This is a genomic window from Mucilaginibacter rubeus, from assembly GCF_003286415.2.
Classification (GTDB): domain Bacteria; phylum Bacteroidota; class Bacteroidia; order Sphingobacteriales; family Sphingobacteriaceae; genus Mucilaginibacter; species Mucilaginibacter rubeus_A.
In genome coordinates, this window is record NZ_CP043450.1 from 6,815,280 (window position 1) to 6,841,283 (window position 26,004).

A 26,004-nucleotide genomic window follows, 5' to 3' on the forward strand; every position below is an offset into this window, starting at 1 on the left:
TTGACTTATTTTGTTAATAAACTCTTTAAATACTTGATAAAATGCTCATCGTTAAAGTCTAATCCCCCTTCTTGTTTGAAAACAATTTTGCCAGATTGATCTAAAATAACCGTTGCAGGGATTGCGTCACCTATAAAATCTGCAGGAATCTGAGTCTCTGCAACGTAAACAGGAAGCATCAATTGATTGCTGCTCATAAAAGCAAGAGACTTTTTCAAATTATGATCCATATCCACTGTGATGAATATTACGTTTGTATCTTCCTTGAAATGTCTGTACAATTTATCCAAGCCGGGCATTTCTTCTCTGCAAGGCGCGCACCACGGAGCCCAGAAATTAATAAGTACGATTTTCCCCTTTAAGTCGGTCAATTTTATCCTTTTACCATTTTTGTCTTCCAGCGTAAAAGATGGTGTTTCTTTATCTACAAAAGAATCTTTAAAGCCAGGTACCGGAAGGCTGTTTGTATATGAATAGAAAGGGCTAGCCGAACCATTGAGCGCAGCTGTTATTATCAGAAATAAGCCGATAGCTACAATTTTACAGGCTTTCATTTTCGTGATGGATGTTTGATGGCTCATTGTTTATTTGTTATTTAATATTTTTATATTTTGACCGCTATTAAGTGCCTATATTTTCAAGTAAACCCAATAAGTGGAGAAGCTATACTCAGACCATGACTTATAAAAATAATAGCCACCGCAGATACTGAACAATGTATCCGTGAACCTGTCGCCGTTAAATAAAAAATGCCGACTCATGAGCCGGCATTAGATAAAATTAATAAGTTACTGTTAAACCTGCACCCAATCCCATATCGCTATCATAATGACTCGATAAGGAAAAGTATTTGGTGACAATATATCTTAATCCTGCTGCATATTCCTTATCGGTATTGATCATGAAATTCATACGAAGGCGTTTTGATAATGGAATATCCTCACGTCCCAATTGGAACCGTAATTTACCATCACCGTCAATACGTGCATCCGCGATGACCAGCATCGGTAAGGTGTAGGCCATACCGGCTACCACTGTTCTACGGTGTTCCTTGTTGCTTACCTGTCCAAATAAGTTCTTATAATCGCTGCCAAAAATATTTTTTTCATCGGGATTAAATTGTTTATAATGGTAATCGAATCCTACATAAGGGAAAAACCATTGATTCCGCCCGATATAGCGACCAACCATGGTTTCACTTTCGTAACCCATCTTAGCATTTAAACCCAGGTGCCATATGGAGTTTGCTTTCCAACGGGTATTGGCGAACATAAGCTCTCCATCGGAGCCGCTACTTTCCAATCCGATACGCGCCATTGGGTGAGGCATTTGATCGTCAGCGTTTAAACGACGCTGAGCTAACTTAGGATTGGTGATGTCGGTTTTGTCAACCAGGGTATCCTGGTAGCTAAATACACGTCCCATTCCGCTCATCATGTGATACAGGATATGGCAATGAAAGAACCAATCGCCGCCCGGCTCGGTCGCGGCAAACTCGATAGTATCACTTTCCATAGGCATGATGTCCAGCACGTTCTTTAACGGGGCGTATTCGCCCTGCCCGTTCAACACCCTAAAATCATGTCCGTGCAGGTGCATGGGATGTCGCATCATCGTATTATTATATAAAATGATACGCACGTTTTCCCCCTTCTTGATCAAAATTTTATCCGCCTCGGAGACAACCTTATTATCTATACTCCAGACATAACGGTTCATATTACCGGTCAAATTAAATTTGAGTTCTTTTACCGGACCTGAACGTAAGGTTGTTTTTTCAGGTGCCCGGAGCATCGCATAGCTAAGGGTTACAATATCTGCATTGCTATTTCCCATATCCATACCAGCCATGCTTTGAGCCCCACCTTGCGGTTGCATTTTTTTGCTGCTATCCTTGGCCGGCACAGGGGATTTGTTCATATCACTGTTCCGCATATCCTGCTTACTTTTCATCGTGTCAGCAGGATTTTCAGGTCCCGAAATCTCCGGATACATGACGGTATTCATATCCATCTCCTGGTTTTTCATATCCATCCCGTCCATCTTTACCAGGTTGCCCTTCATGTCCATCATGTCATTCATCATTTTCATGCCGGCAAAGTATTTTAGCTTCGGCATTTTTGTAGCCGCAACCTTTTCGCCACTACCCAGCCAGAGCGAAGCATGTTTGGTACGGTCCTCGGGGGTCACTAAAAATTCATAACTTTTATTATCGGGTATCGTTACCACAACATCGTAGGTTTCTGACACCGCTATAATAAGCCTGTCCACTTCAACCGGTTCTACATCATTACCATCATTCGCAACCACGGTGATCTTACCACCTGCCCAGTTTAGCCAAAAATAAGACGAGGCTCCACCATTGGCTATCCGCAGCCTTACTTTATCCCCGGCCTTAAATTGCGACAGCGTCGATTGGTTTTTACCGTTGATCAGGAAATTGTCATAAGCCACATCGCTCACATCCATAGCGGTCATCCTTTTCCATTCATTGGTCAACTTAGTTTTCAAATGACCGGTACGAATCGCTTCAGCATAACTCTGAGTCGTTCCCTTAAGGATACTAAACCAGTCCGTTTGGTTGTGAAGACTTCTTTCCACTTCTTTAGGATTCATATCAATCCAGTCGCTTAGTACCACCGGGATCGACGGAATATTCCATTCCTGCCTTTTTTTCATAATGAAGGCTCCGTACATACCGATTTGCTCCTGCAATCCGGAATGGCTATGGTACCAGTGTGTACCATGCTGCACGATTGGGAACTTATAAAGATATTTGGTATGAGGCTTGATAGGCATCTGTGTAATGTAAGGCACGCCATCCATTTTATTGGGTAAAAACAACCCATGCCAGTGAAGTGAGGTTTCTTCATTCAATTCATTATGAACCCATATTTCCGCGGTATCGCCTTCGGTAAATGTCAGTGTGGGCATGGGGATCTGACCATTCACCGCAATGGCGCGCTTTGGTTTTTTTCCAAGCATTACCGTAGTATCCCTGACGTATAAGTCGTAACGAACGGTATGCGGAGGAGAAACAGCAGCAATCGTTTTTATAGGCCCTAAATTGGCCCTGGCGCTTTTAATTTCAGCCGAAGCAGCATCGTTATCACCCATTTTCATTCCCTCCATATTATCCGTTTTCTGACCATCGTTTTTCATGGACATGCCGCTTGATTTTTCCGGATTTGGGTTAGAATTTTCTTCACCCATTTTCATTCCATCCATACTACCTGCTTTTTTTGTAGTAGGATTCGCAGGCATTTGCATACCATTGTCCTTTTTTGCAACGGTTTTGTTTTTTTCTTTGACCAGCTTCATGCCGCATTTCGGGCAATTTCCCGGCTTTGAAGCATGAATTTCCGGGTGCATCGGGCAGGTATAGGTAACCGCTTGTTTTTTTTCCATACCAGCCATATTCTGCATATCGCCTTGAGCGAATGCCAGCTGTTTTAAACAAAGCAGTACCACAATTACTAATATTTTTTTCATCTTTACATGTTCATATTTAGGACAATATAGCCGGTCAGCCTTTCCGCGACTGACTGGCTATTTTAGTCATTACTTTATTCGTTGACTTTCCTGATCCAATTTTTGATCAAAGCCGTGTCTCGCGGGTTAAGTGCAGCATCACGGTGAATAATCAGGTATGAAGGCAGGGGCATAGTTCCTTCATCTAAACTTGTGCTGATTGCCCGCAACTTGCTTCTTTTCTTTCTCGCCGAATACGTTCCGAATTCATCGAAGTTCAATTCATCCTTGCCATTACGGACATGCCTGTCCAGCATAAGCCGCATTGGCTGCAAATGCGCGTAAAAGGGATAATTGGTGTTATTGCTATGGCAATCATAACAGTCTTTCTTTAAAATCGCCTGTACGTCCTGTGGCATACTATATACCTGAGCGATATTGTTCGCCGAGGTCTGTTTACTCTGGTTGTATTGCCCGGGTATGAACTGAATGACAATAAATAAAATGACGACGACACCCAGCCCAATTAAAACTTTACGCTTCATACTTTTATTTTAATTCTTCTTTGATCGAACCACAGGTAGGCATTGACGAACCCAGGTAAGGGTTTTTTATCTCTTTTGTTTCGCTTAGCCAGATTGCACCCTTTTTATCATTAAACATCGGGCAGCGGTCCACGTATAAAGGCATGCCCGCTCCAAATAATTTCACCAGATCGTACATATCTTTGCTCAGCATGTCAAAGTGTTCGCGTTGATGCGGTAATTTGCCTCCGCTTATGCCAATATGCTCAGCCATTTCTTTCGCGTCATCAGCTATGTCTGTATACGCCTTTTTTTGGTCTGCGGTCAATACCGATTTGTCGAGTTTTACGAAACCTTCCGATAATGCTTTGCCGGCAGTAGCCGCATCGTTAGTGTTGTCAGTGGTTAAAGCATTCTTCAGTTGTAAATAATTCGCAACCATCTCTTTAACCGAAGCACTCGTTTTAGCATCGACCCCGGATTTTGAAGAATTAGGTTCGGTAGTTGTTGCAGCTGCCGCAGCTGTAGTATCATTACCCGCTTGCGCAGTCGTTTTTTTTGAATTGTTATTACAAGCGGCTATAGATAAAGTGGTAAGGCCGATGGCCAAAACAATGATTATATTTTTCATATCGTTTAAATTGAAATTAAGATACACCCGGAACAAAAAAATGCTCCGGGTATATCAATTAAATAGTGGGAAATAATTTATTTATTTAAGGTTTCAGTAACCTTACCGCAGGTCAGCATCTGGCTACCGAAATATGGATTTTTGATCGATGCATCTGCAGACAACCAATAACTTTTCTTCATCGGGCAATAGTCGTAATAAACTGCCTGATCGGTCAGTTTTACCGCCTTGGCCAATTTAAAGAAGTTGGAAGAGAAGTTGGCGAAATGCTCGCGCTGATGGGCGATATCCTTACTTTCTGAAATATGCTTGGCATCGAAGGCTAACTTGTCCTGAAAGGACATAAAGGCATTCATATCAGCTGCGGGCAATGATTTCATATCAACAGCATTCACCGCTTTAAGAAAGTCAGCAGCATGTGTCGCTGCATCGGTGCTGTTGGATTTGATCAAGTCGTTCTTAACATCGTAATACGATGACAATAAAGAACCAAGTGCAGATGGCTTTGCGCTATTTTGAGCGAAAGTTTGGGTAAAAGTAGCTGCAACTAATGCAACTAAAAGAAATATTTTTTTCATTTTGATTTTAATTAATTTTTAATAAACAATTTGGGCATGGCTAACCATGTCAACAAGCAACTAAAATTAAAAAAAAATCAAATTTGAAAACTACGGATGATAAGCCGGATGCCCCGCGTCGGAGGCCGCTTTTGAGGTATCAGGTAATTGAAAGGCACATCCAAATCATATGCGGGTAGAAAACGGAAACCGTAGTATGATCCTGCAGAGATAAATGGAATTTGAATAGAAACCTTCTCAGTTTGCGGAATAAGCTTGGCCAGAGTCGCAAAATTATTGGACATTTCCTGACAGCAAGGATTTGCTTTTGACTCAAGTTGCGGACCATCGCTTTTGGGCCCTGGAGGAGCCATCATTGTCATGTGATCATGATGGGCGCCGTGCAAACTCTCTTCATGCAACATGCTTTTTCCCGTACCTTCCATATTCATATGGAGCGCACAACTGAACCCGGCAAGCGTGTTCAGTAAAAAAACAGTTAAAAGAAATAGTGCCTTACTTTTCATTTTCCGAACAAATCTACATAACTATTTTTATAAATGTTTACATAATTTGGTAAATAAATTACATAATTACCTCTGGTCACGCTTATTGCGATTAACAAACGCATTTCGCTATCTTTTTCATGCTATGATGATCCTCCCCTAATTTGCAGATTGCATCACAATATTGACGCAGATCAGAAAAACAGATATAGCTCATTTGCATATTCCCTTTCCGAATAGAGGGCCGCGAAAGCTGCATAATAACATCCTTTTCCCGCTGATCGGGGACAACTAAATATAATACTTCACCGCCGTCCTGTACACTACAGTTCAAATCTGTCAATCGTAATATCCCCGAATAAATACTTGTGCTCTTTTCAACTTCAAAAGCGGCGATCACCTTGGCCGTGCCTTTAGCGAACCACAGCACATCAATGAGTTTGACTGTGTTCAATACTTCTTTTTCAAGATTCAATCTCGGAAATTCTTCCAGGGAAATAAAAGTAAATTTATTTCCGTTCCATGATTTGGAGCGGTCATTAGAGGCGGCTATTACATCATACCCTAACGAATGCCCGATCTTGAGCAGGTGATATTGCATTTCGTTATGTAAATGTTCGTCCTCTGTCTCTGCCCTTTTGTCTTTGTGCCGCTTTTCAATTAATTTTTCCAGCCTGGTTCGTTCAGTTTCTGATAAATATTCATCCTTACCTAACAGCAGTTTTTGCGTTCCAATCTCAAACAACAAGCCGGCAAAAGCACCGGTGTCCATGGAAAGCTCATTACAATATTTACGGTTCATATCCATGATGACTTCCCGGATCTTCAGGTACTCGCTCCAACTTCCCAGTTTTTTTTTGTCTTTGAACAAATAATTAAATCCATTGATGATCGCCGTGTTGAACGGAGGAATAAGTGTTGGATGCAAAAAGTATAGGATACTGGCTACTGCCGGGCCGAGCCCTTTGATCTTTAAAGCATCCAGCTTTTCGATTTCCTGGATAAGTTGAATTTCATTCTTTGCATTGATACAATTTTCCAAAAACTGACCGAAAGCTACTTTATTAGCCTCGTTTTCGTAAATATCCGGTATTCGCAGCTTCGGTTTCCAATAAAAAGGATGCGAAGCACCTTCAAAAACTTGCTTCTGCTCCGTGATGCAACTCAACACAAATTCCAGGGAAGTGCCTTTAAAGTCATTGCCGAAACGTTTTCTCTTAATATCATCAATGACCTGCAAAACACCTCTGCGGATGGACCGGAATGCTTTAAGCCGATCTTCATTATTGATAAACCAGGTATTATAAACAGATTCCTGATCGTTCTTATACTGCGTAATAATAGATTGTAAATGTTCGCTCATGTTTAGAATTGATGCACTAAGATAGCAGAACTCTCTATTAAATGTCAAATGACATTATTCTTCTCAAAATATTGATCATCTTAATTGAATAAAACAAATGGGAATAGTGTTTACTTTAAGTAATAAGCGGTTTTTTGTATTGAACTAACACTTGATCATTACCCAGGGAAACTTGATCTTTTTAAACAAACGGTTGAATAATTTCCTGGGATTTGCTAAGATTTTATGATTAAATTCTAAGAGATCATTTATTGAATGATAATGGTAATGATGGGCCATTTCAGCATGTCCTAAGCCTGAAAAATATTTCTTTGATCTATTTGCAGCATCTGCTAGCTCGTCTGGCTTATAAAAAGGCGTATCTACTATGTGTATTTCACCACGCACTGTCAAACACTTAAATGCTTCATTTATAACCTCCGAAAAGCAGTTGAAATATTGTATCGAAGCTGCAAATACAATAATATCAAATTTCAGTCCTTCTAAATGCTCGGACGGAAAACGATCATATATGAATTTTAGATTTTTTTTACTAAAAACGTTTATCGCCTGATTGATTTCGACCCGATTAACATCTAAACCGGTTACTTCTGATTGTCCAATTTCTGATAACTTCGCAGAAAGCCAGCCATTACCGCAACCTACTTCCAGAATTTTTATGGGTTTTCTTTTCCTTTTAAGATAGGAGATCAATAAACTGCAGGATTGCTTTCTGATTTTCCACTCTTTATAGTGGACATGATCGCGAGCAATATGAGGTAACAACAAAACTTCTATATCAGAATAGATCCGTTTCTCTATTTGCCGCAAAGCGATGTAATTCTGCTCGAAACCTAAATTAGTATTCATGATAAGGTGATATCATCTATACATCCGGTTTGACTAATACTAAACAAATTGTAAAACCATTCACTTAAGGCAGGTTTGATAATCTGTTAAGTTGATTAGCAGTACGTAAAAATTATAGATTGGGTTGCTGTCGAACTAATGATAACTGTTGAAGTTAACGGCAACATTTTTTTATAAATAGGAATTTAAAAAGCCAAATAAGGCCGCTTTTAATCTTTTTCATTTCTATGGAATATATATTGAGACGTGTATTAAAGCTGTTTATTGTGCTTTTACAAGTTACAATAATTAATGTTTTAATTAATGAGATACCTGTTATAACTGCCGGGCATCGTTTCGTTTCGGAAGGATGGCCTCGGTAGATTATGAAACAATTTGTCAAGCCAATAGTTGTAACCAATTTTTACCTATGAATCAAGGAATTGAAGCCCCGCAAATCGTTGAATGGTTTCTTATATAAATTGTATCCAATACTAATATCTCCGCTGCCAAAAACGTATTTTTATGGAAAACCTATTATAGAGGTATTCGTTTTAATTTAATGGAGATGATATAAACTATTATTCAAAACACCATGGAAAATCATTTTTTTATTAAAGCGCCTTTATGTTTTAATACCTACTCCAAAACCCTCGAAATTAACCATGAAGGGGGAATATTTACGATTTCTTTGAATGGAAAAACCATAGGCGCTGTTACCAGTAATGAAGATAAAAGCTGGGACCTGGCAGGTGGAGAATTTGATCAGGAAACCGCAAATCTGATCGGGGAAGGCATTGAGAAATATTATGATGAACATTTCAGTTAATATTAGATTTTCAAATGCTTATTTCTATCTCGTCTCATGATTTAAAATTAGCTGTGAACGTGTTATGTCCCTTAAAAAATATATCTATTAAAAGTTCCATATTTCTCCTTTACCTTTCCTGTTGGTATACTTAAAACGATCAGTGCTACACCCGTGATGTTAGCATTCCAAAGTGGAAAAGGAGGTATGTACTTCATAAAATCCATGACTGTGATAAGCCATAATGCAAAAATAATATTTAACAACCTTAAAGCCCTACCAACTTCTGCCATAGAAATTATGGAAAAAGTGACCACTAACGCACCAAGCGTGGTAAAATAATTAGCGACTTTACCAGTTATATCAAAATTGCCCGGATAAAACATCCACCACAATCCAACTACTGTGCATAATAACAAACTCCAGGGCAAGTTTATTCCCCAGCCCATCGCCGGAAGCGTTTTGGAGATAGAATCTGTAAAAAGCGGGGTCCGGACATCTTTACTGCCGCCTTTGATGGTATCACCCATCCAGAAAGTACGCCAAAAAGGCTTTCCCCCTTTTACACGCTTACTCAAAAACTGAATCATAGCCACGACTTCATCCAAAGTAAGTGGTATCATTATGACCATAGCGATAGCAGTAACCAGGCAGATGGTACACCAGTGTCCAACCGAAACGGGCTGTAAAGTAATCAGCACGATGCTGACAACACCCAATGGAATAACCAGTATACCAAAGAAACTAACCATCCAGGGCATCGTTCGCCATCGGTTCGACATCCCCATATAACCCATGAGGGCTTCTATGGTGTAGGATAGGTTACCCAGCCCGGCATCAGAAATCGGAAAAGATTTGGAAACGGAGGAGGTTAAAACCTTTTCTGTTCCCATGCTAAAAAACGGGTCCCAGGCCTGATGAATATAACCTAATTGATAGGCCGTCAAATAGCGGGAACAAAAAAATCCGATCCAGCCCAATACAATGATGGGCGTGCGCTGCAGCCAGGTGGAAGGATTGTACGACCAGCCAGGAGGCGTATCTGGCCCGGATGGCATCGTCATCATCATTTGCATCATACCTGGCATTTCCGGAATAAGTACGGATAGGCCAATGGCGAAGATACCAGCTATGCTATCAGTTATATAAGCTGATGCGTCGGGTGACCAAAAAACCAACGGCGCGAACAGGAGCCATAAACCAACCATTGTAGAAGCCCATGGTGCCCAAAGCCGGAAAGGGTTAGCCGAAAGCAGACTAAAGACAATCAAAAGCACCCCGCTAATCAAATCGCTATAGGTCATTGCGGCGCTTTTATAACCAAAGGTAAAAGGCGCTGCCATAAGAAAAAACCCGAGCAGGACATTTGTAGCATGTGTCCAATATAAGTTATTGTAGTGTTCAACGATCATTTTTGTTTGATCTGCCAGCTGCTTATGGGAAAATGTTTCACCTTGCGGCGACATGGAAGAATGATCGTGCTGCTTCATATGATTAGTAATTGGTCAAAACTTATTGGATTTACTCTTTTAATTTATTTACCTTATAAAATTTCTCAGGGTCCGCTTTTAGATTTTTAACCATTTGTGGTAAAGTATTACGTAGTCCATTTTTTGGCCGCCAGCCTATCATTTTTTTTGCTTTAGTACTGTCCAGCTCGAAATGATCATCCGCCAAATCAATCATCCAGGGTTTAATAAATGCTTTGCCAAAAAGATTTAACATAAATGCGCCGGCTTTGGCAAACCACTTCGGTATATGAATGATTTCTGAATTTTTGCCATTAATTGCTTTACTGATAATATCCTGCAATTCCTGATAAGATAAGGTTTCGTCATCTCCGATATTCAGGATGACTTCTGGCGGCAACTCTTTCCTTTTGTTGATGACTTTAACAATGGAATCAACCAGATCATCAAGGTGAACATACGTACTGCCATGAGTTACATCGCCAGGGTAGAGCCGTGCACTGATCTGCTTTTCGTAAATGCGCTGTATCTGGTTAGTAATGGGTATTGAATTGCCCTGTTCATTATATACGCCGGCTATACGCATTGTCACGACCGGTATCTTGCCCCTTTTCTCATTCAGAACTTTTTCTGTTGCCACCTTTGATTTTGGATAGTCCCACTTGGGTTCAAGCGGCCATTCCTCGTCCATTTTTACACCAGGAGATGATGGTTTATATACAAGCATACTACTCGAAAATATAAACTGGTCTACCTTAAACTTCTGAAGGTTGTTTAACAACCTTTCCGTTCCCTTGACTGTCACTTTATCATACAAGTCAGAAGGCTTACCTAAAAAGTCGTAATACGCTGCCAGGTGTACTACAGACGCAATCCTGTTTCCGTAAGCATAGCGAATCCGGTCAAAAGCGAATTCAACGCTTTGGTCACTGGTAAGGTCAACACAGATACATTCAGCTTCGGCAGGTGGAAAAGGATAGCCGGCATTGTCTAATCCAGCAATAAGAAATTTTGAAGCCAGCTTTTCAATAAGCGCGGTACCTATCAACCCACTGGCACCTGAAACAACGATCAGTTCCTTTTGTATTCCGCCGGATTTGATTGCGGTTTCGCTTTTTTCCTTTTCCATTGTACTTCTGTTTTAAGTTTGAATAGGTTGTTCTTCAATTATGCTATCAGGTCGGGACAGAATTTGTTGACAGGTTTGCGCACATTGATAACAAGCTTTACTGCACTCACTGCAATATGCTATACCCATGCCGTCAAGCCTTTCAAGTTCTTCCCCGCAGGAGTTACAGATGAATGCACACACCTGGCATAAGTGTAAGGTAATGATGTCTTCCAGCGTCAGTTCTTCCGCCATTGCCTTGCAAACTGACGCACAATCCAAAGCCATGTGTATTCCCGTTCCCGTAACCCGGGAGGGGTCCTGCCCCAGATTTTGAGCAACATAGCATGCACAAAGCAGAGTACACCTTTCAAGCTTCTGAATAAATTCCTGTTGATATGGATTTGACATCGTTTCCTTTAAAAAATATGCTTTGCATCCCGGCAAAAGCTTATCCAGTTCATTTCGTTATCTCTGAAATATTTGCTGGTTAGCAGTACTCACGTAAGAATAAAATTGCTCACCTATTAAGCTAAAGGCGTGCTTCACAGCACACCTTTAGTTTAAAATTAAACGGCTGTAGCCATTTGTTCACAAGCTTCAGCGCATCTGCGGCAGGCTTCGGCGCATTCTTTACAATGCTCCATACCCATATGCGCATGTTTTTCGCATTCTTCGGCACAGGCTTTGCATGCATCGGCACAGATGCGGCACAGATGCGCGCTATATTCACTGCCTAAACTCATCAACTCGGCAGCTGACCGGCAAATGGCAGCACATTCCAGATCGAGTTGTATGCACTTAGATAGCATTTTGACATCTTCTTCTTTTAAACATTCGGTAGCGCAATGGCTACAGGAAACCGCACACGCTACACAAGCATCAATGCAATCTTTGAATTTTTGATGTGACATAATTTTTCGTTTATATAGTTAGTAGTTAGATTTATATGAATGATGGAGCTATTTGTTCCCATTTGCCAGCAACCAATCCTGGAACTGACTGATTTCTTTAGTTTGGCTGTCTATAATACTCTGAGCCATCGTCTTCATAGCACTTTCCGAGCCTTTCAAAAGTTCTAATCGTGCATTTTCTGTTGCCGTTTGATGATGCCCGATCATAAGGATGGCGAAATCGTGATCGATCCTTCCGTTAATGATCTGTAGATCGGCTTGTTTCATGCCTTTTTGCATATCCATCATTTGTTGCATGTCGAAATCCGGGTCGTTGCCGTGTGCCGGGTGTGATTTTAAAAACGATGTTAATTGCGCTATCTCTGCCTGCTGAGCTGTAATGATGGATTGAGCCATTTGTTTCATGGTCGCATCGGTTCCGCTTTGCAGTTCGAGGTTGGCCATATCTATCGCACCCTGGTGGTGAATGCGCATCATCAGCGCGAAATCATTATCCGGGTCTTTGGTCATTTTTAAGGTATCCATTTTCGCCATTGTAGCGTGCATGATGCCCATCATTTGATTTTGGTCATGCCCCTGTAGCTGCAATTGGTTACTATCTTTTTTACATGCGCTAAAAACGGCGACAAAGGCGGTTAAGATGGAAAGTTTAAATAGAATTTTCATGGTAGTGTATTTAAAATGAATTGCTGAATTTTATCCTTTATGATTGGTCTTCCACTGCTGAAACCCTTTGATATCCTGGCCTTGCTGTGGGATGGATTTTTGTGCCATCGAACGTAGCTTGTCTGTTTTGCTATAGGCTATTATACTTTTTGCCATTTGAATGCCGTCCGTATGATGTTTAATCATCATGTCTGCAAATTCATGGTCCACTGAGGACATCGACATATGGCCCGGTTTCATCATAGACATCATATTATCCTGCATCGCTTTTGCCGGTCCGGCACTTTTGTTCATAGGGTCATAGTTTTTGGGAGTGCTTTGCAACGAAGCGATTAACTGGTCCAAATCTGAAACTTCCTTCGTTTGGTCATCGATGATTTTTTGGGCCATTGCTTTCAACTTGGCATCTTTGCCGTCTTGGAGTTCGACCTTAGCCATATTAATAGCTCCCTGATGATGGATCTTTAACATAGACGCAAAGTCGAGGTCTACTATGCCTTTCATCGGCTGTGCCTCCATATCTTTCATCATCTTATTCATTACCTCCATCAGCTCCTCCCCATGAAAGCTTGTTTTGATTTCAGGTGCCGAAAAAATAATAACCGGTTTTGTTGCAAATGGACTGTTACCTGCAAACGCACCCTTAGTACTGTTAAAGCTAATGGCATTAGCTGCCAAAAGCGGGATCATTAAAATTGTTGTTTTCATAGCTTAGTTTTTATTTGTTTTATGTTAGATGTTAAATACTATAAGATGATGGTCAGGCCTCCGCCAAAACCATATTGGTTGTCGTAACTTGCCGAAACAGCGAAGTTTTTGGTAAGGATATAACGCGTATCGACCTGGAACTCATTATCTGTATTATAGGATGACCCCATGTACAGTCTCTTGGTCAACGGTATATCCTCCCGGCTGATCGTGAAGCGAAACTGCCCTTTGCTACTGATACGCGCATCTGTTTGTAAGAAAAGCGGAAGAAGGTAGCGCACACCGGCAACTGCGCTGTTATCCCCGTTACGACGAAACAGCCTACCTTTTTCTGTCTGCTCGAAGTTGCCGCCTACATAAGCAGCCAAATACTGGTTATTATCCAGATACCGCTGGAAACGCGGGTCAATTTCGTACCGTCCATCGTAGCTGAACCTGTAATTAGCGTTGAATTCATAACGGGTGTTCGATATGAAAATAGACCCTACACTTGTTTGCGAATGAAAAGAGGCCATACCCCAGGTATACCAGCGGCGGTCGTCTTTTAACAAGGGGTTATTTTTCTGATAGGGGGCAACCTCGTGGTTGCTTGGGTTATCTTCATAACGGACCACCCTGGCCATGCCGGACATCATATGGTATAAGGTATGACAGTGAAAAAACCAATCATGCGCTTCATCCGCTAAAAATTCAATGGTTTTTACCTGCATAGGCTCAATACTGACGGTATGCTTTAGCGGCGCAGAATCGCCCTTGGCGTTTAAAACCCGGAAAAAGTGCCCATGCAGGTGCATAGGATGCTCCATCATCGTGGTATTATGTAGAACAAACCTTACGATCTCACCTTTTCTGATCAATAATTTGTCTGCTTCCGATAAAGCCTTATTGTTGATCAACCACGTGTAACGGATCATACTTCCGGTCAGATATAAATGGTACGTTCTTACCGTATGAGAGCCTTCTATTACAGTTGAACTATTTGCCTGAAGCATATCGTAGGTCAGTATCTTCCCTTCACCACCTAATCCCAGCAACATGGAACCGCCCGGCCCCATCTTCGTGCCTTTGCCGTCATCAGTCATATTCATGCTTCCCATGCCCCCCATACCCATTTCGCCCATATCCATCTTACCCATGTCTTTCTGCTGGTCACCCATATCGGGTTTCATTCCTTTCACGGGCATTTTTTTTGTTTTATTGCCAGCCATGTTTTTCATGCTTGAGTCGCCCTTCATGTCAATTCCATTCATCTTCATTTCACTTTTATCAGGCGTAGGCTTATCTGCTTTTTTATCCATTTTCATATCACCCATATCCATGCCGTCCATTTTCATTTCGCCGGTACTCTTGCTGAACTGCAGGCCGTCATTTTTTACTTTTGAGCTGGGCACTGAATTCATAGGCATATTCATCTGGCTCATCATCCGGTTGAAGGTGTGGGTTAGTTTATAATAGGGTACGGGAGGAATGTCTTTAACTTTAACTTCAGCACCAGACCCTAACCAAGCCGATACTTTCCCTGATACGTCCTGATAGGTCGCGCGGAATTCGTATTTGCCTTTTAAGGGTATTTTGACAAGTACATCATAGGTTTCTGCTGTTCCGATCAGTATCTTGTCAACCGTCACAGGTTTTACTTCCAGGCCATCCGCCGCGACAACCGTCATTTGACTTCCCGCATAGTTCAACCAAAAATAACTGGATGAGGAACCATTAATGATCCGTAGTCTAACCGTCTCACCCGGTTTAAATTTGGACAGTTGCTGATCCGTGTAGCCATTAACCAGGAACCGGTCGTATTTGACATCCGCCAGATCCATTGCCGGCATACGCATCCAGTCCAGTTTTAGTTTGTCGCCCAGGTAACCTTTTGAGATCGCTCCGCCATAACTGAGAACGCTTCCTTTCTGAATGGAGAACCAGTCGGTTCCCCGCTTTAACATCCTTTGCACTTCTTTCGGTTTATAATCCGTCCAGTCGGAAAAAAGCATCACCTGTTCGGGGTAATCTTTGCTTTTTATTTGAGGATGTATTACAATGGAGCCATAAAGGCCGGACTGTTCGTCCAAATCTGTATGGGAGTGATACCAGAATGTTCCGGTTTGCCGGAGAGGTATAATAAAGGTATGGGTGGAATCCGGCATGATTGGCACAGTGGTGAGATAAGGAACGCCGTCGTACTGATTGGGTACTAAAACACCATGCCAGTGAATAGACGTTTCCGTTTTCATCCGGTTGTGAACACGGATATATGCTGTGTCTCCTTCCGTAAACGAAAGCGTAGGGCCTGGTATATGGCCGTTTATCGCCATCGCTTTTACCGGTTTTCCGGTATAATTTGCAATGGTATCCGTTATAAAGAGGTCATAGTTTACCCGTTTTCCGGCATGAATATAATGATCATTCAGGGTAGAGGAGGTACTGCCTATGGTGTCCTTTCCCTGTTTAGTCATCCCTTTCATATGCATACCCGGCATCCCTTCGCTCATTTTCATTTGATCTTTCATATCCATATGCTTCATACCGGTATCTTGCATGTTCATTCCAGGCATTGCAGTCTTTTCCTTCATATTCATTCCGGGCATCGTATTTTGTCCCGACATATCCATTCCGGGCATACTTTTCTTACTCATTTTCATTCCAGGCATTGCATTACTTCTTTTTTTAACGCCAGAAGCCTTAGCTGAACTGCCATCCATTTTCATCCCTGGCATTCCTGAGGTGTTTTTTGAGGGCATATGATGAGCAGCCGGAGTCGACTTGTTAGGTTTCTTCGTAACTTTCTTGGAGGCAGGCATCGGCATTTTCATGTGCATGGTGGTATCGGTCATGCGCATTTTTTTCTGCTGACAACTGGCTGAATGACTAAATCCAAGCAGACAGATGATTAATAGGTTAATGGTGATTTTCATGATGGTATTAAATTTTATCCAGTGGTTTCCTGTCATTTTTATCAATTGATTTATACTGACTGGGAGTCAAACCGGTAATGCTTTTAAATTGATTAGACAAATGTGCATTGCTGCTATAACCCATCATATGAGCTATTTCATTCATATTCAGCTCACCATATTGCAGTAGTTCCTTCACCTTCGCTATCTTTTGCTGTATAATAAACTTTTCAATGGTTACATCCTCGTGATCGGAGAATACACGGCTCAGATAAGAATAATCCATTTGCAGGGTTTCGGCAAGTATACTGCTGAGGGTTTGATAAACGCCGGTCAGGTCTGAATGGTGGACCAGCTTGATAACGGTGTTTTTAATTTTTTCTACCAGTTGGTCACGTTCCTTATCGATGATTTCAAAGCCCAGTATTTTTAATGAGGAGGCGATCTGTTGCATCTGTTCCTCATTTGGTTCGGGGTGAAATTGAACCTCGCCAAGGCTGATGTCAGAGACCAGAAAATTGTGATTATCTATTTGTTGTTTGACGACCATAATACAACGGTCGCAAACCATATTTTTTATATGAAGGATCATGTTCGAGTTTCAAGCGGTTAACGATTAAACATTAAAATACCATCCGCGGGGTGCGGCAGCTTGAACTCAAATGAGGATAGAACGATTTAAAATATATATAAATGGCTTTGAGGCATCAGGTGGTGCTTTAGCTATAGGCCATTTGAATTGCTCAGTAGTAGCTCGCACAACGCAATCCTGAAAATATATAATCTGATGAAGTTGAACTTTAAATACCTCTAACTGCAATTCCGTTGATCCATTAACATTTTCCTTGACCATCGACAAGTTTTGCTGGTTGCAGCAAGTGCAATGCTGACTTTTTATTTGAGAAGGGGAATCTCCCGAAGGCTCGTCACAGCAATGATCATCGTCACAAGAATCTGTTTTGGACAATGCGGAACCATGGTTAATATAACCGGGGCCGGCATCGGTACAGCAATGAAAAAAGCAGGCTGATACCCCTGATGTTAACATCAGGTATAAGGCCGCCAAAATCAATGCACTAAACTTTTTCATTATTATTACTACACAAAAAAGTTACAATTGTTCTTGACTAAATATTTTTCTTTAAAATTAAAATCCTGCTGGCATCGCAGCAGGATTTCTGTCTACACCTTTGCTAATCAATTCTTTGTGCAAAATAGCCTTTTGCCGTCACACTTTCGATGATCTGTTCGGCAGTTAAACCCTCTGCCTGTACGGTAAGTACCTTATCGCGATTAGCGGTATCTACCTCCCACTTATCTATACCCTTTAAATTGTCCAATGATGGGGTTACAGATGCTATGCAGCCACCGCAGTTAATATTGGTTTTGAATTTGAACGTTTCCATGTTATTTGATTTATATTAAATGTTAATTTTTGATAATTTCAGCCGGAGGCTATTGCTCACCACCGATACGGAGCTTAGTGCCATAGCCGCCCCGGCGATCATCGGATTCAATAAAAATCCGTTGATAGGATACAACAGTCCGGCCGCAATAGGTATGCCGATCAGGTTATAAACAAATGCCCAAAACAAATTTTGTCTTATCGTACGAACCGTTAACCGTGAAAGCTTTATCGCTTTAGCGATTTGCGTAAGGTCGGGGGATATCAACGTGATCTTCGCAACATCCATTGCGATATCTGAACCCTGCCCCATCGCGATGGAAAGGTTAGCCTGGGCCAGTGCCTGGCTGTCATTGATACCATCGCCAACCATAGCTACGACCTTTCCCTTGGCTTGCAATTGTTTAACAAAGTCTGCCTTATCTGAAGGTAATGCTTCTGCTATGACCTGATCGATCCCTGCTACAGCTGCAATGTTATTCGCCGCTTGCCGGTTGTCGCCCGTAACCATGTAAACTTCGATGCCTTGTTTTTTCAAATCTTCTACCGCCTGCGCGGAATTGCTTTTTAACTTGTCCTGTATACCGATGATACCTAAGACCGATGTATGGTCTGCAAAATAGATAACGGTCTTCGAGGCATTCTGCCACAAATCCTGCTGCTTTTTCAGATCATCCGGTATTTGGATGTTAATGCTGTTAACCAGCTTGGGGCTCCCGGCCAAATAAGGCTTTCCATCCTGCAAGCCTTCTACTCCGCGTCCGGTAAGGCTTTTAAAATAAGCTAAGGGAACAGGTTTTACGTCCATCTCTTTGAGGTATTCAACTACAGCCGCTCCCAAAGGGTGTTCTGATTCTTGCTCTAAGGACAGCAAAATTCCTGCAAGAAATGACCTGTTCTCTTCCGCCGGTTTTGTCCAGACCAGATCTGTTACTTTTGGTTTGCCCTCTGTTAATGTTCCGGTTTTATCGAGAACAACAGCGTTCACACGGTAGCCAAGTTCCAGGGCTTCAGCATCTTTAACAAGGATGCCGTTTTCAGCTCCTTTACCGATCCCGACCATAACAGCGGTAGGTGTTGCCAGCCCTAAAGCGCAGGGGCAGGCGATCACCATCACCGTTACCATAGCTAACAGGCCCTGGGTGAGGGCGTGCTGCCCGCCGAACAAAAGCCATGCTCCGAAACTCAGCAGCGCAATTAACATGACAACCGGTACAAACACGCCGGCAATTTTATCGACAAGTTTTTGAACCGGGGCTTTTGAACCTTGCGCCTCCTGAACCAATTGAATGATCTGGGCCAACATCGTTGCGCTTCCCACTTTTTCGGCCGTAAAGCGAAAACTGCCTTTTTGGTTTATTGTTCCGGCAAATACCTTATCACCTGCTTTTTTTTCAACCGGGACAGGCTCACCGCTGATCATACTTTCATCAACAAAAGAGCTCCCTTCAAATAAGATGCCGTCAACGGGGATCTTTTCACCTGGGCGAACCAGCAAACGGTTACCTACCTGAACTTCTGCAATCGGCGTTTCTATTTCTCCCTTGTCAGTGATGAATAAAACAGTTTTTGGTTGCAACCCGATCAATTTTTTGATAGCAGAAGAGGTATTAGACTTTGCCCGCTCTTCCAGAAGCTTGCCCAGCATAATAAAGACGATCACTACGGCAGCAGCTTCAAAATAAACGTGCGGCATCAGTCCCTGCCGATACCAGAATTCGGGATATACGGTATTAAAAAAGCTAAATGCAAAAGCGATTCCCGTGCTCATCGCGACAAGCGTATCCATATTTGCTCTGCCGTGACGGGCCTGTTTCCAGGCATTGATAAAAAAACTCCGGCCTGCAACGAATAATACGGGTGCAGTCAGGATCAGCATGATGTAATTTCCATACGGAAAATTCATGAAAAACATCCCGATCAATACAACCGGAACCGTTAATGTCCCGGCCCAAATGATATTCTTCTTTAATTTATTCAATTGACTTTGCTGGGCTTCTGCTTGTTTTTCCCGCCCGTTCACCGTATCAATGATTAAATCATACCCAACAGATTGTACAGCTTGTTGCAAGCTAAAGGGTTGTACTAAAGCCGGATGAAAGGCTACTTTTACCGACTGTGTAGCATAATTAACTTCCGCCTTTTCTACACCTTCCTGTGCATTGATCATTGATTCTACACTCGCTGCACATCCGGCGCAGGTCATGCCGGTCACAGGAAAAGTAAGTGTTTGGGTTGCTGCTGTCATTCTTGAATTAAATATATGGTTACAAAATTACGCCTCATTCTTTTATGACTATTACATAATTCGGGGAAAGAATTACATAATTTGTTAGGTACAACTCAATACTTATGTCATACCGCAATAAAGTGATGATCGGTGGAGTCTCGCCATGATCGGTACTGTTAATGCAAATGCGTATGGAATGCCGCCCATAAAACAGCAATAATACCCGCCAGGCTTAGCAAGAACACAAGCGTATAGATAATCTCTTTAAATATTCTGCCGGCTGTCCAGGGCTTTTTCTTTTTAGGAGCCGACTTTTTAATTCTTTGCTTTTCTGGAATTGGCATAGACAATAATTAAACTGGTAGTAATCTAAATGTCGGGCATTAGCTTTTAAGCCAAAAGCTGATGCCCGACGATGTTCTTGTCTGTTACTCACGAATGATACGCCATTAGAAATGTTCCAGTCTGTTTATGGCAGGCCTGCCGCTACGATGATAATAGCCTGATAATTCACCCATCTCCGCACGTAAATGCTTCCTGATCTTTTTGGCAAACGACCGCAGTTCCTTATCATTCCCATACTTCGATAATACCCTAATCATTTTTAAGCCTTGCTGATCGAGGTCGATCAGCAGCAGCACAAATTCCTCGTCGGTTGTTGGCCTGCTTGCGAAAGTCAGTTTTTTATGCTGGGGAAATGAAGCTATTTGGCGGCCTATGCAGCCGTCTTTATGTAAGGGATCGTAATTTTCCGGCAGATTCCCCTTGACCAGGAATTTATTTAATTCTAAAGTTTCATGGATTCGGACAGCAATCATTTTCCTGACATTCCGGACCAACCGGTCATTTTTTCCCTTTTGCATCTCCAGCATCTCCAACTCCACAGCACCAAGATTGATTACGATAATGGACATGACGATATCCCGGTCAGTATTGCCCGTCATGAGCAGCTGACCGAGTTGGATATTCATCTTATCAATAATACTGTTGAAACTTACCGTGGTATCGGGATTAACGAAACCCGCCGAAACGTAGCTATTCCTGCCATGACCATGAACGGTCACAGCATAAAATAGAAACAACGCAAAAAGTCCAGGTGTTTTGTGCATCATGGGGATTGATCTTTAGTTGGCTACATTCTGCCTGATTACCGGGCAAGCCCATTATTTCATGGTAGAATCCATTTTCATGAGGCTATCTGGTTTGCCGGGTTTAGCATGCTCCTTACCCATATCATCCTCTTTCATCAAATATCTGCCCATAGGCCCTACGCCGGCGATGTGCGTTAACCGTGCGCCGTGATGACCGGTAATTGATAAACAGATAGCAGCAAGAGTAGCCGATACCAAAACAACGGTATTATATGACCTGGAATAAAATTTTGCAAAAACGCCTATTGCCTTTAAAAGCAACGTGATGCCTGATAACCATAGTGTATACCTTGCATACTTCTCATGCGCTGCAAATATTGCCATAGCGGCCTTAGGCGTATTATCCGCCGGGTCAGCATGGAACAAAGTGCTGGCCGCTAATGCGGAAAGAAAAGCTGCGGCCATGATCGCCAATGTAGCCCACCTGATTTGATGCCATTGAGGTTTGGCTACAATTATGATCTGGAAGGCAAATGCCATTAAAATCAATACAATTGGAAAATGTATAATTAACGGGTGTAAAGAGGGAAATCCTGAAAACATAGTCTTAATATTAAAGATTTGATATTTTGACCGGTACAAAGCGATACCGAATTCCATAATAAACAAGCGAGGCATCGCTAAATGCAATGGTGCTTACCGATGACCTTTTTCCTGGCATTCAACAAACATTAACTGAGACCTGATGGACAGTAAAATGGCCAAAAACAGTCACGCGTCAATTATTCTTCGAATGATGAAAAGGAGAAAAAATATTGGAATTGATCAAATCTGGAAACGCTGGATAGCTATGCGCATCGTCCAGGATGGTGGCCATTGGGAAACCTTTTTACTATTCTTAATTGCTGGCAAAAAACTGGTAAACCTGACGATAAGTGGATTACAGGGAAAAAATATATTTTGAGGTGACTCAAATGAAACTTTGTTACCTTGAGGTGTTTCTTTGGCCAGCGAATTAAACCGGGCCGTACTGTTCTGACAGCATGCCTCATCCTCGTTTTGCAAAACAGGATGATTATTTTTTTCGGTTAAAAAGTGGTCAGCGTGATTACTATTATGCAGGGCATGAATTACAACTTCATGATCATTATGATGAGGCAGATCCTGAAAACTCTGGCGTAAAGTACAACCAAGCCCAACAAGAGAGTTGAGCAAAAAGATAAATAACAGAAATACCGCTTTTTTTCTCATTAAATATCTAAGTTAACATATTTTTTGTTTATGTTGTTTTTGGTCACATACAAAATTATATGTTAGCGGGTGCGTAACTGTAAGGTATAAAAATATAAGCAGCTTTTGAATTTACAACCATTTAGCCTCGCAGTTACGATATAAAAATTATTCTGAATCAGGATGAATTCATTTTTAATATGGTTAATACCTCATTCTTGTCATTATATTTTTTCATTTGTGCAATCCTTTTCCTACGCATCAATGATTTTCATGCACCTACTTGTGCGCAAATTTTACCCTCTTGTATTATATCGTATTGTTCAACGCTATCAGGGTAAAGGAATTGTTCTTAAAAACCACGCTGCTGGCCAGAAAAGAGGGGCTTTTATAGTTTTCAAAGCTTTGGTTTGTTAACAGGACATAGCTGACCCGGTATGCAGCAAATAATTTTTCAGCGGAAAGCGGCTGCGACGTAGACAGAAAGGAAAGCATATCATGCCGGTCACTTTCCCGCTTTTCATAGCTAATATAAGGATTGGAAAAGTATATCTCCACTGAAACCATTTTAATGCCGGTTGCCATTACCGGGAAAAGAGACTGATCATGGCCGCAAAGCATCACTTTATCGAGCGGTATATTCTTGCTGATGTAATTGTACACTTCTATTTCATCCGTCCGTTTTTCCTTAGCCAGCGCTTGCTGCCTCGGTTCAAGAAAATCTTTGCGCTTGCTGTAAATGGAATAATAACCCAGGGCAAAAAGTAAAATGAATAATACCATCAAATTACTATAAAGGATCAACGGGTTTTTAACTGTGAATTTCCGTACAAGGAGGTCACTTAACCATTGAATGACCGGGCCGGATAAGGCGATAAAACCAAAACCAAAGAAAACGGACTGCAGCGCTTTAAAGTAGAAAAAGTAATGGAAAGCCGGGATGGTATCAGGAAGCGTGATATGCAGCATGCGGTTCGCTGTAGGAAGAGCCGCCTCATACACATACATTATTAACGTAATCAACAATAAATTAAAAACTATCCGGCGAATAACAGGCTGCTGATACTTCCTATAAAACCATACAAACCCTATGACAGCAACAACCATAGAAAATGTAATATTTAGTTTCAGCAGTTCCAGGGTATTGTGCCTCGCGAAAATACCTGGTGCGCACTGTAAAATAACACGGTTGATAAAATGTAGGTGGTATTTGAATAGGACGAAATATAGAAAAGGGAAGCTCAGGATAAAAAACGGAATAATGGTTAACGCGCCCTGTAGGAAATAGGTGCCGACAGTACTAAATTGCTTGTTTTTTAAAGCCAATACCACTTTTTGGCCCTGCAAAGAAATCAGCAGCAAAATAATGATGATCGTCGGCGCGGAATGCCCCAAAAAGCTGATACCTAAGAAAGCGCCCAATACTAAGAACCAGTACATTTTCTGCGTCGAAAACGCCTTGTAGCAAAAGAAAATATTCAGATAAAATAAAAACTGTACGTATGAATCAGCGAGCGGCCAGGGTGAATAAGTGGCACCGCCCCAGCCGGGCAGATTACCGGAAGCCAAAAATAAAAAGGACAATAATCCCGCGAGAGCAACTTTATAATCAAACAGCCGGATCATCATGAAAAAAAAGAAAACTGGGCCAAGGAGGTTGAGAAAGGCCCCGGCCCTTGCAACCACAATATTTACCGGCAGGCCGGTGACATAAACAATGGCAGTTTCAGATAGGTACAACAGGGGGTTATACCACATATACTCACCGGCTATATTGGGGTCGGAACCAAAGTGTCCATCCAGCGTACTCCTGATATAGCCAATATCCCGGTCGAAATCCGGCTCAAAGGCCCAATGCAGGTCATGAACTGTCCTGTAACATTGTAAAAAAGCCAGGATCAGCAGGATCACACCCGCTGATATATATTTAACGTTTTCCTTTAATTGCATGGCCAAATTCAATTTAGACGTTGTTTAACGCAATTGACGCTATATGGTTACATGCTAAGTTGTTAGTTATTTGTGATAGCCGCGGTTGATCCCGGCATTGAGCACCGTAGCCTGATCCATAAAAAATTATTTATATTTAACGTTTATTTTATAAAGCATGAAGAAAAAGATCCTTGTGATGGAGAATGATCAGGCCATAATCGAAATTGTGTCCTTGATACTGGAAGATGAAGGTTATGAAGTAAAAGCATTAAACACGGAGAGCAAAGTATTAGAGGTGATCAATGATTACAAACCGGATGTCATCATACTGGATATTATCAGACCAAGTGAAGAAGGCACACTGTTATGCCTTACGCTAAAGAAAAACGTGAAAACAAAACATATCCCCGTAATTGTATTTTCGACGCATCCAAAAGTCCTGACCGCTATCAAAGAAGTTTGCGCGGATGACGTTGTGCCAAAGCCATTTGATGTTGCTGAATTGCTCAACGCGGTTGAAATGCAATTGCAATTATAGGCATAGGCTGCTTATTGACACGAAAATATTAACCTGTCCGGCAATTCAATAGTTTAGATGTTTTTAAATTTGATCATATGATCCTGCTCCCAGACACAAATGATCTTGTTGTTTGGCAATATGGCGGATCTTAAGAAGCTGCCATTCCCTACCACTTGTGTTTTTTTGCTTTGTAGCGACATTAATTTTACGGTATCGCTATTTTGATACGTAATAAAGCTGCTGGTACCACTTATCGCGATAGCACAGCTTCTGCCATTGCCGATAAAAGTTTCAGGCTGGCCGGGCTGGCAGAAATATACCATACCTTTTCGCTGCCAGGTAGTTTGAACGGTATTCGTAGGATCAATGACAATGCCGCCGCCATCCATCGGGCAACCATTGAGTTTCCAAGTATCCAGACCTAATTTTTGCGCTGCTGCAAATGTCTGCCCGCCATTTAATGACCGGGTTACATAAAGGTCCCGGGAACCATTCAGCCAGTTCCTGAACATAATAGCTACGTTATTTCCCTGTACAGCTATACTTGGCTTACAGCATTCGCAGACATGTTGATCAGGCGACTGGTAAGCCAAAATATTTTTTGTCCACTTCATAGCTTTGCCTGGTAAGGACGCAAAATAGATCTGATTGTGCTTTCCGGTTCGGTTATCGAGCCATACCGCGTAAAAATTATCCTTTTTGTCTGCTGCTATGCTCATCAGCCCTTCGGGTGCAGAACCTGTCAAATCATTAACGACACCCATCGTCTTCCAGTGCCCCGTAGCGTGACTAAGCTTAAACCAATGGATATTTCCGGATTTGTCCATAGCCGTGATCACTGAATAATTAGCAGAGCTTGATAATTGAGGCCCTCTCGACATGCCAAGGTGCATATCAGGCACCCGCGCTACCAAAACCCGTTGACTAAAAGATTTTCCATGATCATTTGAGGTTGCGCAGAATATTTTATCCTCTGATCCAAAAACAACCCTGATTACACCCTTAGTGTCGACGCTAACCTGGGGTTGCTGACCAATCCCTATATTGTCGCTATTGACAGCAGAAAGCGATGACAACGACAGGAATAATACAGCGAGTAATAGGTAGGATAGTAACTTTTTCATGGGTTTAATTTAATATTTCTGGCAAATT

General features: G+C 41.8%; 26 protein-coding genes. 2 read left to right on the top strand and 24 right to left on the bottom strand.

Features of this window, described 5'->3' with window-relative positions; genetic code table 11:
• Positions 1–5: 5 nt before the first annotated feature.
• The 8 genes from DEO27_RS27760 to DEO27_RS27795 form a co-directional block, all read right to left on the bottom strand.
• Positions 6–581 carry a TlpA family protein disulfide reductase gene (locus tag DEO27_RS27760; RefSeq protein WP_112571223.1) on the bottom strand — a complete coding sequence of 192 codons (576 nt, stop codon included), beginning with the start codon at positions 579–581 and terminating at the stop codon, positions 6–8.
• Between the two features lie 199 nt (positions 582–780).
• The gene (locus DEO27_RS27765) at positions 781–3,492 is read right to left on the bottom strand and encodes a multicopper oxidase domain-containing protein (protein WP_112571221.1); all 2,712 of its coding nucleotides are present in this window, start codon (positions 3,490–3,492) and stop codon (positions 781–783) included.
• Between the two features lie 74 nt (positions 3,493–3,566).
• A complete protein-coding gene (locus DEO27_RS27770; RefSeq protein ID WP_112571219.1) occupies positions 3,567–4,016 on the bottom strand; it encodes a heme-binding domain-containing protein in 450 nt (149 codons plus the stop codon).
• Positions 4,017–4,020: 4 nt separating this feature from the next.
• Complete coding sequence (locus DEO27_RS27775) at positions 4,021–4,626, bottom strand: DUF3347 domain-containing protein (RefSeq protein ID WP_112571217.1); 606 nt, start codon at positions 4,624–4,626, stop codon at positions 4,021–4,023.
• Positions 4,627–4,703: 77 nt separating this feature from the next.
• Complete coding sequence (locus DEO27_RS27780; protein WP_112571215.1) at positions 4,704–5,204, bottom strand: DUF3347 domain-containing protein; 501 nt, start codon at positions 5,202–5,204, stop codon at positions 4,704–4,706.
• 77 nt (positions 5,205–5,281) lie between these two features.
• Positions 5,282–5,710: a hypothetical protein gene (locus DEO27_RS27785; protein ID WP_112571213.1), complete on the bottom strand. Its 429-nt coding sequence runs from the start codon at positions 5,708–5,710 to the stop codon at positions 5,282–5,284.
• A gap of 91 nt (positions 5,711–5,801) precedes the next feature.
• Entirely contained in the window at positions 5,802–7,052 is a 1,251-nt protein-coding gene (locus tag DEO27_RS27790) for a hypothetical protein (protein WP_112571211.1), read from the bottom strand.
• Positions 7,053–7,196: 144 nt separating this feature from the next.
• A complete protein-coding gene (locus DEO27_RS27795) occupies positions 7,197–7,901 on the bottom strand; it encodes a class I SAM-dependent methyltransferase (protein ID WP_112571209.1) in 705 nt (234 codons plus the stop codon).
• A gap of 574 nt (positions 7,902–8,475) precedes the next feature.
• Here DEO27_RS27795 and DEO27_RS27800 point away from each other — a divergent pair.
• The gene (locus tag DEO27_RS27800) at positions 8,476–8,709 is read left to right on the top strand and encodes a hypothetical protein (protein WP_112571207.1); all 234 of its coding nucleotides are present in this window, start codon (positions 8,476–8,478) and stop codon (positions 8,707–8,709) included.
• Positions 8,710–8,780: 71 nt separating this feature from the next.
• On the opposite strand, the gene DEO27_RS27805 is transcribed toward DEO27_RS27800, so the two are convergent.
• The 15 genes from DEO27_RS27805 to DEO27_RS27870 all read right to left on the bottom strand — a co-directional run bounded on the left by DEO27_RS27805 (position 8,781) and on the right by DEO27_RS27870 (position 24,350).
• On the bottom strand, positions 8,781–10,178 hold the full coding sequence (locus tag DEO27_RS27805) for a vitamin K epoxide reductase family protein (RefSeq protein WP_112571205.1): 1,398 nt from the start codon (positions 10,176–10,178) through the stop codon (positions 8,781–8,783).
• A gap of 31 nt (positions 10,179–10,209) precedes the next feature.
• Positions 10,210–11,286 carry an NAD-dependent epimerase/dehydratase family protein gene (locus DEO27_RS27810; protein WP_112571202.1) on the bottom strand — a complete coding sequence of 359 codons (1,077 nt, stop codon included), beginning with the start codon at positions 11,284–11,286 and terminating at the stop codon, positions 10,210–10,212.
• Positions 11,287–11,834: 548 nt separating this feature from the next.
• Positions 11,835–12,077, bottom strand: coding sequence for a four-helix bundle copper-binding protein (locus DEO27_RS27815; protein WP_243771445.1), 243 nt, complete (start codon positions 12,075–12,077; stop codon positions 11,835–11,837).
• A 150-nt stretch (positions 12,078–12,227) separates the two neighbouring features.
• Positions 12,228–12,845, bottom strand: coding sequence for a DUF305 domain-containing protein (locus tag DEO27_RS27820; protein WP_112571167.1), 618 nt, complete (start codon positions 12,843–12,845; stop codon positions 12,228–12,230).
• Between the two features lie 30 nt (positions 12,846–12,875).
• The gene (locus DEO27_RS27825) at positions 12,876–13,553 is read right to left on the bottom strand and encodes a DUF305 domain-containing protein (RefSeq protein WP_112571165.1); all 678 of its coding nucleotides are present in this window, start codon (positions 13,551–13,553) and stop codon (positions 12,876–12,878) included.
• A gap of 38 nt (positions 13,554–13,591) precedes the next feature.
• Complete coding sequence (locus DEO27_RS27830) at positions 13,592–16,186, bottom strand: multicopper oxidase domain-containing protein (RefSeq protein ID WP_190295260.1); 2,595 nt, start codon at positions 16,184–16,186, stop codon at positions 13,592–13,594.
• Positions 16,187–16,472: 286 nt separating this feature from the next.
• On the bottom strand, positions 16,473–17,036 hold the full coding sequence (locus tag DEO27_RS27835; protein WP_112571161.1) for a helix-turn-helix domain-containing protein: 564 nt from the start codon (positions 17,034–17,036) through the stop codon (positions 16,473–16,475).
• Between the two features lie 66 nt (positions 17,037–17,102).
• A complete protein-coding gene (locus DEO27_RS27840; protein WP_112571159.1) occupies positions 17,103–17,534 on the bottom strand; it encodes a hypothetical protein in 432 nt (143 codons plus the stop codon).
• Between the two features lie 103 nt (positions 17,535–17,637).
• Positions 17,638–17,850 carry a heavy-metal-associated domain-containing protein gene (locus DEO27_RS27845; RefSeq protein ID WP_112571157.1) on the bottom strand — a complete coding sequence of 71 codons (213 nt, stop codon included), beginning with the start codon at positions 17,848–17,850 and terminating at the stop codon, positions 17,638–17,640.
• A gap of 15 nt (positions 17,851–17,865) precedes the next feature.
• The gene (locus DEO27_RS27850) at positions 17,866–20,097 is read right to left on the bottom strand and encodes a heavy metal translocating P-type ATPase (RefSeq protein ID WP_112571155.1); all 2,232 of its coding nucleotides are present in this window, start codon (positions 20,095–20,097) and stop codon (positions 17,866–17,868) included.
• 158 nt (positions 20,098–20,255) lie between these two features.
• Positions 20,256–20,423 (bottom strand): hypothetical protein, encoded by a 168-nt coding sequence (locus tag DEO27_RS31640; protein WP_167516251.1) that lies wholly within the window; start codon positions 20,421–20,423, stop codon positions 20,256–20,258.
• A 105-nt stretch (positions 20,424–20,528) separates the two neighbouring features.
• Positions 20,529–21,191: a DUF305 domain-containing protein gene (locus tag DEO27_RS27855; RefSeq protein ID WP_112571153.1), complete on the bottom strand. Its 663-nt coding sequence runs from the start codon at positions 21,189–21,191 to the stop codon at positions 20,529–20,531.
• Positions 21,192–21,242: 51 nt separating this feature from the next.
• Positions 21,243–21,710 (bottom strand): hypothetical protein, encoded by a 468-nt coding sequence (locus DEO27_RS27860; RefSeq protein WP_129567792.1) that lies wholly within the window; start codon positions 21,708–21,710, stop codon positions 21,243–21,245.
• Between the two features lie 285 nt (positions 21,711–21,995).
• A complete protein-coding gene (locus tag DEO27_RS27865) occupies positions 21,996–22,421 on the bottom strand; it encodes a hypothetical protein (RefSeq protein WP_129567793.1) in 426 nt (141 codons plus the stop codon).
• A 288-nt stretch (positions 22,422–22,709) separates the two neighbouring features.
• Positions 22,710–24,350 (bottom strand): hypothetical protein, encoded by a 1,641-nt coding sequence (locus tag DEO27_RS27870; protein WP_112571147.1) that lies wholly within the window; start codon positions 24,348–24,350, stop codon positions 22,710–22,712.
• A 157-nt stretch (positions 24,351–24,507) separates the two neighbouring features.
• Between DEO27_RS27870 and DEO27_RS27875 the strand changes: the two genes are divergently transcribed.
• Positions 24,508–24,870: a response regulator transcription factor gene (locus DEO27_RS27875; protein WP_112571145.1), complete on the top strand. Its 363-nt coding sequence runs from the start codon at positions 24,508–24,510 to the stop codon at positions 24,868–24,870.
• A 53-nt stretch (positions 24,871–24,923) separates the two neighbouring features.
• Here the strand turns inward: DEO27_RS27875 and DEO27_RS27880 are convergent, their stop codons facing one another.
• Positions 24,924–25,976, bottom strand: a complete 1,053-nt coding sequence (locus DEO27_RS27880) for a hypothetical protein (protein WP_208057738.1) — start codon at positions 25,974–25,976, stop codon at positions 24,924–24,926.
• Positions 25,977–26,004 lie beyond the last annotated feature (28 nt).

Bases quoted from the DNA above. Each gene is read 5' to 3' on its own strand.
- DEO27_RS27760 (WP_112571223.1), bottom strand. From the start codon at position 581: ATGAGCCATCAAACATCCATCACGAAAATGAAAGCCTGTAAAATTGTA.
- DEO27_RS27765 (WP_112571221.1), bottom strand. From the start codon at position 3,492: ATGAAAAAAATATTAGTAATTGTGGTACTGCTTTGTTTAAAACAGCTG.
- DEO27_RS27770 (WP_112571219.1), bottom strand. From the start codon at position 4,016: ATGAAGCGTAAAGTTTTAATTGGGCTGGGTGTCGTCGTCATTTTATTT.
- DEO27_RS27775 (WP_112571217.1), bottom strand. From the start codon at position 4,626: ATGAAAAATATAATCATTGTTTTGGCCATCGGCCTTACCACTTTATCT.
- DEO27_RS27780 (WP_112571215.1), bottom strand. From the start codon at position 5,204: ATGAAAAAAATATTTCTTTTAGTTGCATTAGTTGCAGCTACTTTTACC.
- DEO27_RS27785 (WP_112571213.1), bottom strand. From the start codon at position 5,710: ATGAAAAGTAAGGCACTATTTCTTTTAACTGTTTTTTTACTGAACACG.
- DEO27_RS27790 (WP_112571211.1), bottom strand. From the start codon at position 7,052: ATGAGCGAACATTTACAATCTATTATTACGCAGTATAAGAACGATCAG.
- DEO27_RS27795 (WP_112571209.1), bottom strand. From the start codon at position 7,901: ATGAATACTAATTTAGGTTTCGAGCAGAATTACATCGCTTTGCGGCAA.
- DEO27_RS27800 (WP_112571207.1), top strand. From the start codon at position 8,476: ATGGAAAATCATTTTTTTATTAAAGCGCCTTTATGTTTTAATACCTAC.
- DEO27_RS27805 (WP_112571205.1), bottom strand. From the start codon at position 10,178: ATGAAGCAGCACGATCATTCTTCCATGTCGCCGCAAGGTGAAACATTT.
- DEO27_RS27810 (WP_112571202.1), bottom strand. From the start codon at position 11,286: ATGGAAAAGGAAAAAAGCGAAACCGCAATCAAATCCGGCGGAATACAA.
- DEO27_RS27815 (WP_243771445.1), bottom strand. From the start codon at position 12,077: ATGCTATCTAAGTGCATACAACTCGATCTGGAATGTGCTGCCATTTGC.
- DEO27_RS27820 (WP_112571167.1), bottom strand. From the start codon at position 12,845: ATGAAAATTCTATTTAAACTTTCCATCTTAACCGCCTTTGTCGCCGTT.
- DEO27_RS27825 (WP_112571165.1), bottom strand. From the start codon at position 13,553: ATGAAAACAACAATTTTAATGATCCCGCTTTTGGCAGCTAATGCCATT.
- DEO27_RS27830 (WP_190295260.1), bottom strand. From the start codon at position 16,186: ATGAGTAAGAAAAGTATGCCCGGAATGGATATGTCGGGACAAAATACG.
- DEO27_RS27835 (WP_112571161.1), bottom strand. From the start codon at position 17,036: ATGATCCTTCATATAAAAAATATGGTTTGCGACCGTTGTATTATGGTC.
- DEO27_RS27840 (WP_112571159.1), bottom strand. From the start codon at position 17,534: ATGAAAAAGTTTAGTGCATTGATTTTGGCGGCCTTATACCTGATGTTA.
- DEO27_RS27845 (WP_112571157.1), bottom strand. From the start codon at position 17,850: ATGGAAACGTTCAAATTCAAAACCAATATTAACTGCGGTGGCTGCATA.
- DEO27_RS27850 (WP_112571155.1), bottom strand. From the start codon at position 20,097: ATGACAGCAGCAACCCAAACACTTACTTTTCCTGTGACCGGCATGACC.
- DEO27_RS31640 (WP_167516251.1), bottom strand. From the start codon at position 20,423: ATGCCAATTCCAGAAAAGCAAAGAATTAAAAAGTCGGCTCCTAAAAAG.
- DEO27_RS27855 (WP_112571153.1), bottom strand. From the start codon at position 21,191: ATGATGCACAAAACACCTGGACTTTTTGCGTTGTTTCTATTTTATGCT.
- DEO27_RS27860 (WP_129567792.1), bottom strand. From the start codon at position 21,710: ATGGCATTTGCCTTCCAGATCATAATTGTAGCCAAACCTCAATGGCAT.
- DEO27_RS27865 (WP_129567793.1), bottom strand. From the start codon at position 22,421: ATGAGAAAAAAAGCGGTATTTCTGTTATTTATCTTTTTGCTCAACTCT.
- DEO27_RS27870 (WP_112571147.1), bottom strand. From the start codon at position 24,350: ATGCAATTAAAGGAAAACGTTAAATATATATCAGCGGGTGTGATCCTG.
- DEO27_RS27875 (WP_112571145.1), top strand. From the start codon at position 24,508: ATGAAGAAAAAGATCCTTGTGATGGAGAATGATCAGGCCATAATCGAA.
- DEO27_RS27880 (WP_208057738.1), bottom strand. From the start codon at position 25,976: ATGAAAAAGTTACTATCCTACCTATTACTCGCTGTATTATTCCTGTCG.